This window comes from Streptomyces sp. NPDC019531, from assembly GCF_044903305.1.
Lineage (GTDB): Bacteria > Actinomycetota > Actinomycetes > Streptomycetales > Streptomycetaceae > Streptomyces.
Genome location: NZ_JBJDQL010000021.1, coordinates 68,066 through 83,792 on the forward strand (window position 1 = coordinate 68,066; position 15,727 = coordinate 83,792).

The following is a 15,727-nucleotide window of genomic DNA, read 5'->3' on the forward strand; positions in this document are numbered from 1 at the left end:
GGCTGGATGTGCGTGAACGGGGGTTGATCGGATACCAAGGCCCTATGGCGGTCTTCGTCGCGCTCGGCGCGTTCCTGATGACGCTGGCCGGCGGCTGGACGGCACAGCGGGTGACCGACCGCCGTCATCTGGTCCTCGGCCTGGCCGGCGGCCTGATGCTCGGCGTCGTCGGCCTGGACCTGCTGCCGGAGGCGCTGCACGCGGCCGGTGACGAGGTCTTCGGCGTCCCCGCGGCCCTGCTCCTCTTCGTGGCCGGCTTCCTGCTGGCCCATCTGGTGGAACGCCTGCTGGCCGCCCGCCAGGCCGCGCACGGCGGCGAGGAACACAACGGCCGGGCCCCCGAGGTGGGCCTGACGGCCGCCGCCGCGATGGTCGGCCACAGCGCCATGGACGGCGTGGCGATCGGCGCGGCCTTCCAGGTGGGCGACGGCATGGGCACGGCGGTCGCACTGGCCGTGGTGGCCCACGACTTCGCGGACGGCTTCAACACGTACACGATCACCAGCCTGTACGGGAACGCCCGCCGCAGAGCGCTGACCATGCTGTTCGCGGACGCGGTGGCTCCGGTAGTGGGCGCCGCCTCGACGACGTTCGTGACCATCCCGGAGGGCCTGCTCGGCGGCTATCTCGGCCTCTTCGGCGGCGCGCTCCTCTACCTCGCGGCGGCCGAGATCCTCCCCGAGGCCCACCACGAACACCCCGCCCACTCGACCCTGCTGTGCACGGTCGCGGGCGTGGGCTTCATCTGGCTGGTCGTGGGCCTGGCGGGCTGATCCGGTGGCTCTGGAGGGGGTCACGAAGGGGTTCACGGAGGGGGTCACGGAGGGGGTCACAACTTGCCACCCCGGGTGCCGTCCCGTCGGGCGGGCGCGATGAGGGTGGAGAGATACGGCAGCGCGGCCCCGTCGAGCTCCGCGGCCGGCCGAATGGACTCGGCCTCAAGACCCAGCGCCGATCCCCATACGGCGTCCTCGATCCGCCCGGTCTCCCTGAGCGCCTCGGCCACCTCCCCGGCCTGCCGCCCGAACTTGTAGGCGACGACGGTCCCGGGCCCGTTGAGAGCCTCCTTGAGCACGGCAGCCCCGGCGGTGACGGGGACGAGCGTGAGCGGCTCGGTGCCCTCCGTCAGCACGGCCCCCGACCGCGCCGCGAGATCCTGCATGGCGGTGATCCCTGGAACCGTCTCCACGACGACGTCGGGCACCAACTCGCCGATGGTGTGGGCGAGATAGGTGAAGGTGGAGTAGACGTTGGGATCGCCGATGGTGGCGAAGGCGACGGAGTCGTTGGCGTGCAGCAGTTGGGCGACCCGCTCCCCGGCGGCGTCCCAGGCGGCTTCGCGCCGACCGTGATCGGTTCGCTCATTGAGGGCGAAGACGACCCGTACGACCTTCTCCTGCGGCACGTAGTGCAGGACGGTCGCCTCGGCCCGCCCCCGCTCTCCAGTGTCCATCACAGGCACGACGACCACATCGGCGGCGCGCAGGGCGTTGACGCCCTTGACGGTCACCAGCTCCGGATCGCCGGGTCCGACCCCGACCCCGATCAACCTGCTGCTGCTCATGACGTCAGGCACCTCTCCACGAACCGACGGGCGACACCGGGCTCCGAGGCCCAGTGCGTGTGCAGATAGCTCGCGTGCACACCACGCTGTACAAAACCTTCGAGCCGCCGCCGGGGCACCCGCACCCCCCACGCCGCGGCGTCCCCCGCCCCCGGTTCCACCACGGTCCGGTGGAACTCGTGCCCCCGCATCCGGGTCCCGGCGACGGCGAGCGAACTGTCACTGACGGCGACGGCGTCCCGGTACCCGAGGGTGAGCCGCTCGGTCATCCGCGCCGAGGCGTCGAGCACCCCGCACATGGGCTGCCCGTCGAGCTCCCGGCTCAGGTAGAGCAGCCCGGCGCACTCGGCGGCGACGGGAGCGCCGGTCTCTGCGAGGGCGGCGACGGCCTTCCGCAACGGCTCGTTGGCGGACAGTTCGGCGGCGTAGACCTCGGGGAAACCGCCCCCGATGACCAACCCGCTTGTTCCGTCCGGCAGTTGCTCGTCGTGCAGAGGGTCGAAGGCGACGACCTCGGCTCCCGCGGCGGCCAGCAGCTCGGAGTGCTCGGCGTAGGAAAAGGTGAACGCGGAACCGCCGGCGACGGCGACGACAGGAGTGGACGGCTGCGGGTGCGTGGGGGCTGGTCGCGCAGTTCCCCGCGCCCCTAGGTGTCTCAGCTCCAGCGGCGCTGACGGTTCCAGCCCCTTCGACAAATCCAGCCCGTCCGACAAATCCAGCCTGTCCAGCAAATCCAGCCTGTCCGGCAAATCCAGCCCCTCCGGCGTTTGAGGAGCGGGGGTCCAGGGGGCGGAGCCCCCTGGGAGCGGGGTCGAAGGGGCGGCAGCCCCTGGGGACGGGACGGGAAGGGGCGGCGGGGGCGAGGAAGCCAAGACCTCAGCCGCATCCCAAGCCGCACAACCCAACGCCACCGCCCCCCGCGCAAGCCCCATCAACCCCTCCAGATCACACCCCCGCTCCACCTGCGAAGCCATCGCCGCAACCGCATCCACCGCAGCCGCCCGCCGCTCGGCAACCGGCACCAACCCCAGATGCCGAGACGGCGTATCCACCTGAGCCACCCGCCGCAGCACCCCGAACACCGGCACCCCGGCCGACTCCAACGCCTCCCGCAACAAGGCCTCATGCCGATCCGACGCGACCTTGTTGAGAATCACACCCCCCACCCGCACCTCGGGATCCCACGACGCGAACCCATGCACCAGCGCGGCCACGGACCGGGACTGCGACGAGGCGTCGACGACCAGCACCACCGGCGCCCGCAGCAACTTCGCCACCTGCGCCGTGGACGCCAGCTCCCCTTCCCCCGCGGCCCCGTCGAACATCCCCATCACGCCCTCGACGACGGCGATGTCACACCCCCGCGCCCCGTGCAGGAACAGCGGAGCCACCAGCGACGGCCCACACAGATACGCGTCGAGATTCCGCCCCACCCGCCCGCTCGCGAGCGCGTGATACCCGGGATCGATGTAGTCCGGCCCCACCTTGTGCGGAGACACGACGAGCCCCCGCGCGGCGAACGCGGCCATCAACCCCGTGGCGACGGTGGTCTTCCCGCTGCCGGACGAAGGCGCGGCGATGACCAGCCGAGGGACGGAAACGGACGAGGACATCACCACTCGATACCCCGCTGCCCCTTCTGCCCGGCGTCCATGGGGTGCTTCACCTTGGACATGTCGGTCACGAGATCGGCGAAGTCGACAAGCTCCTCAGGCGCGTTCCGCCCGGTGATCACGACATGCTGGGTGCCGGGCCGGTTCCGGAGCACGTCGATGACCTCATCCGTGTCCACCCACCCCCAGTGCATCGGATAGGCGAACTCGTCGAGCACGTACAGCTTGTACGTCTCCGCGGCCAGATCCCGCTTGACCTGCTCCCAGCCCTCCCGGGCCTTCTCCTCGTTGTCCATCTGCTGGTCCCGCTGCACCCAGGACCAGCCCTCGCCCATCTTGTGCCAGTCGACGGCCCCGCCCTCACCACTGGCACCGAGCACCCGCAGCGCGTTCTCCTCGCCGACCTTCCACTTCGCCGACTTGACGAACTGGAACACCCCGATGGGCCACCCCTGATTCCAGGCCCGCAGCGCGAGCCCGAAAGCGGCGGTCGACTTCCCCTTCCCGACACCGGTGTGCACGATCACCAGCGGCCGATTCCGGCGCTGTCGCGTGGTCAGCCCGTCGTCCGGCACCACACTCGGCTGTCCCTGAGGCACTACGCGGCCCTCCTCTGTACGTCCTTCACGAGCCCTGCGATCGAGTCCGCCCGCAACTCGTCCAACGTCACCGCGGTACCGCCCAGTTCACCGGCGAGCTGCCCGGCCAGCCCCAGCCGCACGGGCCCGGACTCACAGTCGACGACGACGGAAGCGACCCCGTCGGCGGCGAACAGCCGAGCCGCCCGCCCCGAGAGGGCGACCGGCTCGGGCCCCCCGGTGGCCCGTCCGTCCGTCACCACCACGACCAGCGCCCGCCGCGCCGGATCCCGCAGCCGCTCCACCCGCAGCACCTCGTGCGCCCGCAGCAGCCCGGCCGCGAGCGGGGTCCGCCCACCAGTCGGCAAGGTCTCCAGCCGGGCGGCCGCGGCGTCCACCGACGACGTGGGCGGCAACGCGACCTCCGCGGCCGATCCCCGGAACGTCACAAGACCCACCTTGTCCCGCCGCTGATACGCGTCGAGCAGCAGCGACAGCACAGCCCCCTTCACCGCACTCATCCGCTGCCGCGCCGCCATCGATCCCGAGGCGTCCACGAGGAACAGCACGAGGTTCCCCTCGCGCCCCTCCCGTGTCGCCTGCCGCAGATCGTCCCGCCGGACCACGAGCCCACGTCCCGACCGCCCACGAGCCCGCTGATGCGGCGCCGCTGCCTGCACGGTGGCCGCCAGATGCAACTTGGTCAGCGCCCCACGCGGACGCCGCGCCCCGGTCGTCCGCCCGTGCTCGGTCCGCGCCCGCGACCGCCGCCCGGCGGCACCGTCACCGAGCCCGGGCACACTGAGCACCTTCGTGCGGAACGGCTCGGCGGCCCGTACGGCGGACTGCTCACCGGAGCCGGCACCGCCGGTCTGCGGCTCACCGCCCTCACCGGCCTCGGGCTGCGCCCCCGAACCCCCGTCGGCCTCCGGCCCGTCGGACGACGGCGGCTGCCCACCACCGTCACCGGGCCCGTCCGGATCAGGCTCGTCATCGTCCTCGGAGCCGCTGAACTCCTCCAGCGTCTCGTCGAGCCTGTCCTGGTCAAGTCCCGGAGCGTCAAAGGGATTGCGCCGACGCCGGTGCGGCAGCGCGAGCAGCGCGGCCTGCCGTACGTCCTCCGCCAGCACGTCCGTCCGTCCGGCCCAGGCGGCCAGCGCGGTCGCGGTCCGGGCCATCACGATGTCCGCCCGCATACCGTCGACCTCGAAGGCCGCACACGTCGCCGCGATCTGCCGCAGCGCCCCGTCACCCAGCCGCACCGACGGCAACAACTCCCGGGCGGCGACGATCCGTTGCCGTACGGCGGCCTCCTCGTCCGCCCAACGGTCCGCGAAACCCGCCGGGTCGTCGTCGTACGCGAGCCGTCGCCGTACCACCTCCACTCGCTGGTCGGGCTCCCGCGAGGCCGCGACCTCGACGGTCAGTCCGAACCGGTCGAGCAACTGCGGCCGCAGTTCGCCCTCTTCGGGGTTCATGGTGCCGACGAGCAGGAACTTCGACGCGTGCCGTACGGAGACGCCCTCGCGCTCCACGTACGAGGCGCCCATCGCGGCCGCGTCGAGGAGAAGGTCGACGAGATGGTCGTGCAGGAGGTTGACCTCGTCGACGTAGAGGATGCCGCGGTGCGCGTCGGCGAGCAGCCCCGGCTCGAAGGCCTTCACGCCCTCCGCGAGCGCCCGCTCGATGTCGAGGGCGCCCACCAGCCGGTCCTCGGAGGCGCCGACGGGCAGTTCGACCATGCGGGACGCGCGGAAGGCACCCGGTCCGGGCTCGTGCGGCCCGTCCGGGCACTCGGGGTCCGGCTTCGAGGGGTCGCACGAGAAACGGCATCCGGCGACGACCGGCACCTCCGGCAGCAGCGCGGAAAGGGCCCGTACCGCCGTCGACTTGGCGGTGCCCTTCTCGCCGCGCACCAGCACACCGCCGACCGCCGGGGAGACGGCGTTCAGCAGCAGCGCGAGCCGCAGGTCGTCCTGGCCGACAACGGCCGTGAACGGGAAGGGGGTTGTCACTGGTCGCCCTCCAAGTCGCCTTCCAGCTCCAGGTATGTGGCCCGCAGCCGCTCCAGGGTGTCCGCGTCCGGCTCGGCCCACAGCCCGCGGTCGGCGGCCTCAAGCAGCCGCTCCGTGACACCCCGCAGTGCCCAGGGGTTGGACTTCTTCATGAAGTCCCGGTTCTCCGCGTCGAAGACGTACTCCGCGCTGAGCTTCTCGTACATCCAGTCGTCGACGACGCCGGCCGTGGCGTCGTAGCCGAAGAGGTAGTCGACGGTCGCCGCCATCTCGAAGGCGCCCTTGTAGCCGTGCCGCCGCATGGCCGCCATCCAGCGCGGGTTGACCACGCGGGCGCGGAAGACCCGGTGGGTCTCCTCGCCGAGCGTGCGCGTCTTCACCTGGTCCGGAGTCGCCGAATCACCCACGTACGCCTCGGGGTTGGCGCCCGTGAGGTGGCGCACCATCGCGACCATGCCGCCGTGGTACTGGAAGTAGTCGTCGGCGTCGACCAGGTCGTGCTCACGAGTGTCGACGTTCTTCGCGGCGACGTTGATCCGCTTGAACGCGGTCTCCATGTCCCCGCGCGCCGCCCGCCCGTCGAGCCCCCGCCCGTAGGCGTAGCCGCCCCACACCGCGTACACCTCGGCGAGGTCGGCGTCCGAGCGCCAGTTGCGGGCGTCGATCAGCGGCAGCAGACCCGCCCCGTACGCCCCCGGCTTGGACCCGAAGATCCGGGCCGTGGCCCGCCGCCGGTCACCGTGCTCGGCGGTGTCCTCGTCGGCGTGCGCCCTCACGAAGTTGCGGTCGGCGGGCTCGTCCAGCTCGGCCACCTTGCGGACGGCGTCGTCGATCAGCCCGACCACGTGCGGGAACGCGTCCCGGAAGAAGCCCGAGATCCGGACGGTGACGTCCACGCGCGGCCGCCCGAGCTCCGCCAGGCCGATCACCTCGAAGCCGGTCACCCGCCGCGAGGCCTCGTCCCACACCGGACGGCAGCCGAGCAGCGCCAGGATCTCGGCGATGTCGTCGCCCTGGGTGCGCATCGCGGACGTACCCCAGACCGTCAGGCCGACGGACTTCGGGTACTCACCGGTGTCGGCCAGGTACCGCTGCACGAGCGAGTCGGCGAGCGCCTGCCCGACCTCCCAACTCAGCCTGGACGGAATGGCCTTGGGGTCGACGGAGTAGAAGTTCCGGCCGGTCGGCAGGACGTTGACGAGCCCACGGGTCGGCGAACCGGACGGACCGGCCGGGACGTAACCGCCGTTCAGGGCCTTGAGGATGTGGTCGATCTCGTCGGTGGTGCGCGCGAGCCTCGGCACGACCTCGGTGCAAGCGAACTCCAACACGGCGACGGCGTCGGGGAGTTCGGTGCCGAGGACCTCACGGACGAGCGCACGGCTCTCCGCGACCGCCCACTCACGGTCCTCCATGCCCTCCGCGATCCGCCGGCACAGCTGCTCCAGCAGGTCGATCGCGTCGGCGGCCGTGCGGGACGGGCCATCGACGAGGTCGGTCAGCTCGACCGGGACCTTCGCCGGAGCGCCCGGCTCGGCCAGCAACTCCTTCTCGACGAGCCCGTAATGGGCCGCCAGGCAGGCCCTCAGTCCCGGCAGGGCGTTGGCCTGACCGCCCCACACCTGCGAGGCCCGCAGCACGGCGAGCACGAGATTGACCCGGGGCTCACCCACCGGACCACCGCCGAGGATGTGCAGCCCGTCCCGGATCTGCACGTCCTTGATCTCGCACAGATAACCGTCGATGTGCATGACGAACTCGTCGAACGCCTCGTCGTCCGGCTGGTCCTCGACATGCAGGTCGTGGTGGAGCTCGGCCGCCTTCACCAAAGTCCAGATCTGCGCCCGCACGGCCGGGGCCTTCGTCGGGTCCAGGTCGGAGACGAGCGCGTACTCGTCGAGCAGCTGCTCCAGCTTGGCCAGGTCGCCGTAGGTGTCGGCCCGTGCCATCGGCGGCACGAGATGGTCGACCACGGTGGCGTGCCCGCGCCGCTTGGCCTGGGTGCCCTCGCCGGGGTCGTTGACGATGAAGGGATAGATCAGCGGCAGCTCACCGAGCACCGCGTCCGGCGCACAACTCCCGCTGAGACCGAGCCCCTTGCCGGGCAGCCACTCCATCGTGCCGTGCTTGCCCATGTGGACGATCGCGTCGGCACCGAAAGAGTTGTCCAACCACCGGTACGCGGCCATGTAGTGGTGCGACGGCGGCATGTCGGGGTCGTGGTAGATCGCGATCGGGTTCTCCCCGAAGCCGCGCGGCGGCTGGATCATCACGACGACGTTCCCGAACTGCAGGGAGGCGAGCACGATGTCGTCCCCGTCGACGTACAGCGAGCCCGGCGGCTCACCCCATGCGTCCACCATGGCCTGGCGAAGCCCGGGGTCGAGCTTGTCGAACCACGTCTGATAGTCCGCGAGCGGCACCCGCGCGGGCGCCGACGCCAGTTGCTCCTCGGTCAGCCACTCGACATCGTGACCGCCGGCCTCGATGAGCCGGTGGATCAACTCGTCGCCGCCGGACGGGTATTCCGTGAGCGAGTAACCGGCGTCCCGGAGCGCGTCCAGTACCTGGATCGCCGAGGCGGGAGTGTCTAGACCGACCGCGTTGCCGACCCGCGAGTGCTTGGTCGGATACGCCGTGAAGACCAGCGCGAGCCTCTTCTCGGCGTTCGGCGTGTGCTTCAACTTCGCGTGCCGTACGGCGATCCCGGCGACCCGCGCGGCCCGCTCCGGGTCGGCCACGTACACCGGGACGTCGTCGGGCCCCTGCTCCTTGAAGGAGAACGGCACGGTGATCAGCCGCCCGTCGAACTCCGGGATCGCGACCTGCATGGCCGCGTCCATGGGCGAGAGAGCGGCGTCGGACGCGTCCCAGGCCGCGCGGGACGACGTAAGGCAAAGTCCTTGCAGCACCGGCACGTCGAGCTCGGCCAGCGCCCCGATGTCCCACGCCTCCTCGTCACCGCCGGCCGAGGCCTGCGAGGCGTGCGTGCCACCGGCGGCGAGGACGGTGGCGACGAGCGCGTCGGCCCGCGCGAGCAGCTCGTACAGCCCGGGGTCCGCCCCGCGCAGTGAACCGCAGTACACGGGAAGGGCGTTGGCGCCCCGCGCCTCGATCGCCTCGCACAGGGTGTCCACGAAACCGGTGTTGCCGCTCAGCTCATGGGCCCGGTAGAAGAGCACGCCGACGGTCGGTCGGCCGCTCTCCCAGGCGTAGGAGCCGTGGACGCCGTACTCCGGCATCTTCTGCGGCTCGACGAACCCCTCGCCTGTCAGCAGCACGGTGTCGGACAGGAACCGGGCGAGCTCGGTGAGGTTCTCGGGCCCGCCCTCGACGAGGTACCTGAGCGCCTCGGCCACGACACCGGCCGGTACCGACGACTCGGCCATCAACTCGGCGTCCGGGACGGCCTCGCCGCCGAGCAGCACGGTCGGGATACCCGAAGCCTTCAGGGCCGCGAGCCCGTCCTCCCAGGCCCGCTTGCCGCCGAGCAGCCGTACGACGGCGATGTCGGCGCCGTCGAGGAGCGCGGGCAGCTCGTCCGTGACGTCGACGCGCGTCGGGTTGCCGATCCGGTAGTCGGCACCCGAGGCGGCCCGGGCCGCCAGCAGATCCGTGTCGGCGGTCGACAACAACAACACTGTGCTCATGCGGGCGCTCCCGGTGGAATGAAAGGCAGTCCTTGTGGCGCGCCGGACTCGATGAGCCGCCACAGCGCGTCCGTGTCCGCGTGCTGTTCGATCAGGTCGCCGAGCAGGTCGAGCTGCTCCTCGCGCAGCGCGGCGAACGAGGTGTCGGGGGCCGGCACGAACCGGCGGCCCGCGGCGGCCGCCACCTCGCGCAGGAAGGCCCGCCGGAACCCGTCCGACTCCAGCGAGCCGTGCCAGTGCGTGCCCCAGGTCTGGCCGACCCGGCAGCCGTCGAGGAAGGGTTCTCCGCCGCCGATGTCGGCGACCCCGTGATGGATCTCGTACCCCTCGACCTGCTCGCCGAGGGCTTCTCCCTCCGGCCGGGTGAGGGTCTTCTCGCGCGCGAACCGCACCCGCACGGGAAGCACACCGAGGCCGTCGACCGCGCCGACGCGCGATTCGATCTCGTCCTCGATGCGTTCGCCGAGGATCTGGAACCCGCCGCAGATGCCGAGGACGGGCCGCCGCTCGGCGACCCTGCGCCTGAGCGCGTCCGAGAGCCCCCGCTCGTGCAGCCACTCCAGGGCCCGGACGGTCCCCCTGGTGCCCGGGACGACGACGAGATCGGCGTCCGCGAGCTCCTCCGCCCGGTCCACGAACCGCACCACGACTCCCGGTTCGGCGGCCAGGGCGTCGACGTCGGTGAAGTTGGACATGAGGGGGATCGCGCAGACGGCGACGCGCAGGACGTCCTCGCCGACCGGGGCGGAGACCTGGGACTCCCGGACCGCCCCCCGCAACGACACCCGCAGCCCGTCCTCCTCGTCGATCCCGAGCCCGTGCCGGAAGGGCAGAACGCCGTACGTCCGCCGCCCGGTGAGCCCGTGGAGCATGTCCAGCCCGGGTTCGAGGAGCGAGACGTCCCCGCGGAACTTGTTCACGAGGAACCCGGCGACGAGCGCCTGGTCCTCGGGGCCGAGCAGCGCCACGGTCCCGAAGAAGGAGGCGAAGACCCCACCGCGGTCGATGTCCCCGACGACCAGCACGGGCAGCCCGGCGTTCCGCGCGAGCCCCATGTTCACGATGTCGGTCCGCCGCAGGTTGATCTCGGCCGGACTGCCCGCCCCCTCACAGATCACCGCGTCATACGTGCCCCGCAACTCGGCGAGACAGTCGAGCACGGTCCCGAGCAGCTTCTGCTGCCGCCCCCCGTGATAGCCACGAGCGCTCAGTTCCCCGACCGGTTTCCCGAGCAGCACGACCTGACTGCTCTGCTCACCACCGGGCTTGAGCAGCACGGGATTCATCAGCGCGGTCGGCTCGACCCGACAGGCCTGCGCCTGCATGGCCTGGGCCCGCCCGATCTCGGCACCCTCGCGCGTGACGAACGAGTTGAGGGACATGTTCTGCGCCTTGAACGGCGCGACCTTCACCCCCTGCCGCACCAGCCACCGGCAGATCCCGGCGGTGACGACGCTCTTGCCGGCATCCGAGGTGGTTCCGGCGACGAGAAGCCCTCCGCCCGTCATGCCCCACGCCCCTTCACGACGGCCCGCGCGACGACACCGACGCCGAGCGCGAGCAATCCGACACACCGCGACAGCCGTGCGGCGCGCTCGATGTCGTACGCGGCGACGGCACGCCCTTGTCCATTGAGCACGGGCCGGTGCTCGACCCGTCCCGCGTACGAAAGAGTCCCTCCGAGTCTGACTCCCAGCGCCCCCGCGAACGAGGCCTCGACCGGCCCGGCGTTGGGACTGGGATGCTTGCCGGCGTCCTCCCGCCAGGCGCGCACGGCACCCCGCGGACGATCACCGGCCAGCACGGCGAGTACGGCGGTCAGCCGCGCCCCCGGCCACCCGGCGAGGTCGTCGAGCCGGGCGGAGGCCCACCCGAACCGCCGGTACCGGGCCGACTTGTGCCCGACCATGGCGTCGAGCGTGTTCACGGCCCGGAACCCGAGCAGCCCCGGCACTCCACCGACGGCCCCCCACACGAGGGCCCCCACTACGGCGTCGGAGGTGTTCTCGGCCACGGACTCCACGACGGCCCGGGCGATCCCGTCGGCGTCGAGGGCCTGCGGATCGCGCCCGCACAGATGCGGCAGCCGCTCCCGGGCCGCCTCGACATCGCCCGCCTCCAGCGCCCGCCCGATGACCCGGGCCTCCCGCACGAGCGAAGTCCCGCCCACGACGGCCCAGGTGGCGGCGGCGGTCAGCGCGACGGAAGCGGTACGGGACGGACGTACGACGTTCTCCGCCACGGCGCCGAGCCCCACCGCGGCGCCCACGCACACGGCGGTGTGCAGCGCGCCCCACCCCCGGTGGTCCCGCCACAGCACCCGCTCCACGGCACCGGCCGCCCGTCCGAACGCGGCGACCGGATGCCCGCGGCGCGGATCGCCGAACAGCAGGTCACCGAGGAGGCCGGCGGCGGCGCCGTACGCGAAGACGCGATCGGCACGCACCGGCTCAGCCGATCGCGGGGTCGTGCGAGCACCGGATGGCGCGGGTCGATCGGCAGGCGAGCATCGCGTTATGTCCTCACTCAGGGTGTCCACGCCCTGGTTCGACGAGACCGGCGGCGAGAGTTCCTGGCTCCCGGGGATTGCTACCCCGGTGACAGTGGCGGGACCGCGCCGGATTCACACCGGCTTCCTCTGCTGCCGCCGTACATGGCCCCGGCAGTCCACCACGCACCCGAACGGCAGTCAACTTGCTGTTGACCTGCGGCGGGAGAGTGTGCAGAACCCCACACCACCGGGCCCGGGAGTGGGCGGACCGGCCGCACACGGACGGCCGGGCGGGCACGGAACCGTAAGTCCCGTGCCCGCCCGGCCGTCGGGCGATCGGTGCCGTCAAGCCACGATCAGAGAGATCCCGTACGCCACCGCCGCCGCGCAGGCCGCGAAGCAGGCGTACGCGCCGGCGACCGCGAGGGTCGCCGAGCCGCCCTGGGCGGTGGCCCGCTCCTGGCGGGAGAGGCCCATGATGCCGAGGGTGAACAGGGCCACCAGGCCCACGGTGACGACGAGGCTGACGCCGAAGACGGAGCCGAGCGCTTCCCAGTCGATCTGCATGGTGAGGCTTCCTTAGTAACCGGGGTTTCAGACGGCGGCCGGCGGGGCGGCCGGTTCCGTGGTGGCGGGAGGGGCCGGGATCGTGGCCGTGAGGTCCTCGGTCACCGTGCCCGCGGGCGGCGGGGTCACGGCGGCGATCGCCGTGGTCACCACACCGGCCGGCTCGTCGGTCGCGTTGACGTTCGACGCGTCCACGACCTCGCGGCGCGAGATCTTCCAGATCGCCGCGCTGGAGGCGACGAGGAAGACCGCCACGACCGCCGTACCCCAGTCGCCGAGATCCGTGACCGACTCGGCCAGCGCGCCCACCAGGGCCGCCGCCGGGAGTGTGAGGCCCCAGGCCACGAACATCCGGGTGGCCGTGGACCAGCGGACGACCCCGCCCCTGCGGCCGAGGCCCGCGCCCATCACCGAACCGGAGACGGAGTGCGTGGTGGAGAGGGAGAAGCCGAGGTGGGACGAGGCCAGGATGACCGTGGCCGCGCTGGTCTGGGCGGCGAAGCCCTGCTGCGGCTGGAGTTCGGTCAGCCCCTTGCCCATGGTGCGGATGATGCGCCAGCCGCCGAGGTAGGTGCCGAGCGCGATGGCGAGGCCCGCCGAGAGGATGACCCAGGTGGGCGGGTCGGAGTCGGGCGCTACGACGCCGCCGGCGACCAGGGCGAGGGTGATGATGCCCATCGTCTTCTGCGCGTCGTTGGTGCCGTGGGCGAGCGAGACCAGGCCGGCCGAGGCGATCTGGCCGGTGCGGTAGCCCTTCGCCGCGGCCTTGCCGTCGGCCTTCTTGCCCAGGGAGTAGGAGAGGCGGGTGGCCAGCATGGCGGCGACGCCCGCGACGATGGGCGCCGCGACCGCCGGGATGAGGACCTTGGTGACGAGCGCGTCACCGTGGACCGCGCCCATGCCCGCCGAGGCGATGGTGGCGCCGATCAGACCGCCCATGAGGGCGTGCGAGGAGCTGGAGGGCAGGCCTACCAGCCAGGTCAGCAGGTTCCAGAGGATCGCGCCGACCAGGGCGGCGAAGATGACCTCGGGACGGATGCCGGTCTCGTCGACGAGACCCTTGGAGATCGTGTTGGCGACCTCCACGGAAAGAAAGGCGCCCACAAGGTTCAGCACGGCGGACATGGCCACCGCGACCTTGGGCTTGAGTGCACCGGTCGAGATGGTCGTGGCCATCGCGTTGGCGGTGTCGTGGAAACCGTTCGTGAAATCGAACGCGAGTGCGGTTACGACCACAATCGCGAGGATCAGCGAGAAGTTTTCCATTTACCCAGGCAATCGTTCGAGCGTCATTGGCGCGTTGAACGTAGGCAACCTGAGTGAACGGAAGATGAACTGGGGCGGGCCGCACGGTGTCCAGGATCGGCTGCTTCTGCTTCGCCGAACCCCAGGACCCCCGTGCGGCCCATGCGCCCCTTGGCTATGCCCCCTTGGCGAACCGCTTCAGCTGACTCGCCGAGCCGTTGAAGAGATTCTGATCACCCGGCAGGCTGCCGCTGTTGTCGTACTGCCAGATCGTCCAGTACGACCATCCGCGGGGCAGTGCTCCCGCGTCCGCCGAGTTGTAGCGGGCCACCCACAGCGCGTGGTTGGAGGCGAAGGCGCTGCTGCCGCCCGTGCAGGTGTTCCACCAGTGGGCGGTCGTGTAGATCACCGGACGGCGCCCGGTGAGCCGCTTGACCTCGTCGCTGAACGACTTGATCCAGCCGACCATCTTCGCCTTGCTCATGCTGTAGCACTTGTGCTTCCTGTCGTACGGGTTGTACTCGATGTCGAGCGCGGGCGGCAGGGTCCAGCCGTCCGCGGTCCAGGCGCCGCCGTTGCGCACGAAGTACGCGGCCTGCGTCTTGCCCGACGACTTGTCCGGCAGCGCGAAGTGGTAGGCCCCGCGGATGATGCCCGCGTTGCGCGCCCCGTTGTACTGCTGCCCGAAGTGCGGATTGCGGTAGTTGATCGACTCGGTCGCCTTGACGTAGACGAACCTGGCGCCCTTGGCCCTGGCCTTCTGCCAGTCGACGTTCTTCTGGTGCGAAGAGACGTCGTGCCCCTGGGGCAGGCTCGCCGACGAGGCGGGTGTCTCGGCGAGTGCGATGCCTCCCACGGTGAGCGTGGCCACGGACACGGCCAGGGCGCGGGTTCGATGACGGGCAGGCTTGCGATCACGGGCCATGTGTCCCCCGGAATGGCGTCGTGCACAACAAAGCCCAGACGCTACTGGAAGATCATCGAATTGCGGGTGATCTCCGGCCAAGTCGCAGCAGAGGGGCGTGTATACGGAAATGCGCCCTCCCGGAGGCCGAACCTCCGCCCTAAAGTGCCCCGGGCCCCCGGCGGCCCGGGGCCGCGGCTGGCAGGATCACGGCATGGCTGAGGAGCAGCAGGATCCACGGGACGTGCGGGGCGCAGGGGACGGCGCACAGGTTGCGTTCGAGTCGTGGGGGAGAGGTGTACGCGCCGAGGAGGCAGCTGCCTGGTCGGAACTGGTCGACACGGCCCGCCGCACGGTCGCCGACGGACTCGTCGTGGGCACCTCCGGCAACGTCTCGGTACGCGTCGGGGACACGGTCCTGGTCACACCGTCAGGCGTCCCCTACGACCGCCTCACCCCGGACGACGTGACCGGTGTCGACCTGGACGGCCGCCAGGTCCTCGGCACCCTCCTCCCCACGAGCGAACTCCCCATGCATCTGGCGGTCTACCGCAGCACCGGCGCCCGCGCGGTCGTCCACACCCACGCCGTGCACGCCACGGCCGTCTCCACGCTCGTCCCCGAGCTCCCGACGATCCACTACATGACCGCCGCACTCGGCGGCCCAGTCCGTGTCGCCCCCTATGCCACCTACGGCACCGACGAGTTGGCCGAGAACATGCTCCACGCCCTCGCCGACCGCACCGCCTGCCTCCTCCAGAACCACGGCACGATGGCCTACGGCACAAGCCTGTCCCAGGCCTACGACCGCACAGCCCAACTGGAGTGGATGTGCCACCTGTGGCTGACCGCCCGCGCGGTACCGGGTCTGACCCCACACCTGCTGACGGAGGAACAGGTGGCGGAGGCGGGGGAGCGGTTGCGGGGGTACGGGCAGCGCGCCTGAGGGGATGCCGGGTTCGGTTGCCGGCCGGCCGCGGCCTGGTGGGGGCTGGTCGCGCAGTTCCCCGCGCCCCTGACTTGGTGCAGTCGCCGACGGCGGGAAGGGGACGGGGTGGGGGGTGTCCGCCCGCAGCGGCCGGCGTCCGTCACAGAGCACT

The 15,727-nt window shown here is 71.5% G+C and carries 11 protein-coding genes, 1 pseudogene and 1 riboswitch; of the genes and pseudogenes, 2 read left to right on the plus strand and 10 right to left on the minus strand.

Features of this window, described 5'->3' with window-relative positions:
* Window positions 1-44 precede the first annotated feature (44 nt).
* The gene (locus ACI2L1_RS23820; RefSeq protein WP_404741368.1) at window positions 45-773 is read left to right on the plus strand and encodes a ZIP family metal transporter; all 729 of its coding nucleotides are present in this window, start codon (window positions 45-47) and stop codon (window positions 771-773) included.
* Window positions 774-829: 56 nt separating this feature from the next.
* On the opposite strand, the gene cobI is transcribed toward ACI2L1_RS23820, so the two are convergent.
* From cobI to ACI2L1_RS23870, 10 genes and pseudogenes are all read right to left on the minus strand, one after another.
* Window positions 830-1,576 carry a precorrin-2 C(20)-methyltransferase gene (gene cobI, locus ACI2L1_RS23825; RefSeq protein ID WP_404741369.1) on the minus strand — a complete coding sequence of 249 codons (747 nt, stop codon included), beginning with the start codon at window positions 1,574-1,576 and terminating at the stop codon, window positions 830-832.
* A pseudogene (locus ACI2L1_RS23830) lies at window positions 1,561-3,177 on the minus strand (cobyrinate a,c-diamide synthase); the annotation flags it as partial. The gene cobI and the pseudogene ACI2L1_RS23830, both read right to left, overlap by 16 nt.
* Window positions 3,177-3,776: a cob(I)yrinic acid a,c-diamide adenosyltransferase gene (gene cobO, locus ACI2L1_RS23835; RefSeq protein WP_404741370.1), complete on the minus strand. Its 600-nt coding sequence runs from the start codon at window positions 3,774-3,776 to the stop codon at window positions 3,177-3,179. The gene cobO and the pseudogene ACI2L1_RS23830, both read right to left, overlap by 1 nt.
* Complete coding sequence (locus tag ACI2L1_RS23840) at window positions 3,776-5,770, minus strand: putative cobaltochelatase (RefSeq protein ID WP_404741371.1); 1,995 nt, start codon at window positions 5,768-5,770, stop codon at window positions 3,776-3,778. Before ACI2L1_RS23840 ends, cobO begins: the two co-directional genes overlap by 1 nt.
* A complete protein-coding gene (gene cobN, locus ACI2L1_RS23845; RefSeq protein WP_404741372.1) occupies window positions 5,767-9,420 on the minus strand; it encodes a cobaltochelatase subunit CobN in 3,654 nt (1,217 codons plus the stop codon). The genes ACI2L1_RS23840 and cobN overlap by 4 nt, the downstream gene beginning before the upstream one ends.
* Window positions 9,417-10,928: a cobyric acid synthase gene (locus ACI2L1_RS23850; RefSeq protein WP_404741373.1), complete on the minus strand. Its 1,512-nt coding sequence runs from the start codon at window positions 10,926-10,928 to the stop codon at window positions 9,417-9,419. The genes cobN and ACI2L1_RS23850 overlap by 4 nt, the downstream gene beginning before the upstream one ends.
* Window positions 10,925-11,866: a cobalamin biosynthesis protein gene (locus ACI2L1_RS23855; protein ID WP_404741374.1), complete on the minus strand. Its 942-nt coding sequence runs from the start codon at window positions 11,864-11,866 to the stop codon at window positions 10,925-10,927. Before ACI2L1_RS23855 ends, ACI2L1_RS23850 begins: the two co-directional genes overlap by 4 nt.
* 100 nt (window positions 11,867-11,966) lie before the next feature.
* A riboswitch (cobalamin riboswitch) is annotated at window positions 11,967-12,099 on the minus strand.
* Between the two features lie 157 nt (window positions 12,100-12,256).
* Complete coding sequence (locus ACI2L1_RS23860; protein ID WP_362665580.1) at window positions 12,257-12,478, minus strand: hypothetical protein; 222 nt, start codon at window positions 12,476-12,478, stop codon at window positions 12,257-12,259.
* Between the two features lie 27 nt (window positions 12,479-12,505).
* The gene (locus tag ACI2L1_RS23865) at window positions 12,506-13,744 is read right to left on the minus strand and encodes an anion permease (protein ID WP_404741375.1); all 1,239 of its coding nucleotides are present in this window, start codon (window positions 13,742-13,744) and stop codon (window positions 12,506-12,508) included.
* 154 nt (window positions 13,745-13,898) lie between these two features.
* On the minus strand, window positions 13,899-14,648 hold the full coding sequence (locus tag ACI2L1_RS23870) for a lysozyme (RefSeq protein WP_404741376.1): 750 nt from the start codon (window positions 14,646-14,648) through the stop codon (window positions 13,899-13,901).
* A gap of 193 nt (window positions 14,649-14,841) precedes the next feature.
* Here ACI2L1_RS23870 and ACI2L1_RS23875 point away from each other — a divergent pair, with 193 nt between their 5' ends.
* Window positions 14,842-15,573, plus strand: coding sequence for a class II aldolase/adducin family protein (locus ACI2L1_RS23875; RefSeq protein WP_404741377.1), 732 nt, complete (start codon window positions 14,842-14,844; stop codon window positions 15,571-15,573).
* Window positions 15,574-15,727 lie beyond the last annotated feature (154 nt).

Excerpts from the sequence above, each read along its gene's own strand:
- ACI2L1_RS23820 (WP_404741368.1), top strand. The coding sequence starts at position 45 with ATGGCGGTCTTCGTCGCGCTCGGCGCGTTCCTGATGACGCTGGCCGGC.
- cobN (WP_404741372.1), bottom strand. The coding sequence starts at position 9,420 with ATGAGCACAGTGTTGTTGTTGTCGACCGCCGACACGGATCTGCTGGCG.
- ACI2L1_RS23850 (WP_404741373.1), bottom strand. The coding sequence starts at position 10,928 with ATGACGGGCGGAGGGCTTCTCGTCGCCGGAACCACCTCGGATGCCGGC.
- ACI2L1_RS23860 (WP_362665580.1), bottom strand. The coding sequence starts at position 12,478 with ATGCAGATCGACTGGGAAGCGCTCGGCTCCGTCTTCGGCGTCAGCCTC.
- ACI2L1_RS23865 (WP_404741375.1), bottom strand. The coding sequence starts at position 13,744 with ATGGAAAACTTCTCGCTGATCCTCGCGATTGTGGTCGTAACCGCACTC.
- ACI2L1_RS23870 (WP_404741376.1), bottom strand. The coding sequence starts at position 14,648 with ATGGCCCGTGATCGCAAGCCTGCCCGTCATCGAACCCGCGCCCTGGCC.
- ACI2L1_RS23875 (WP_404741377.1), top strand. The coding sequence starts at position 14,842 with ATGGCTGAGGAGCAGCAGGATCCACGGGACGTGCGGGGCGCAGGGGAC.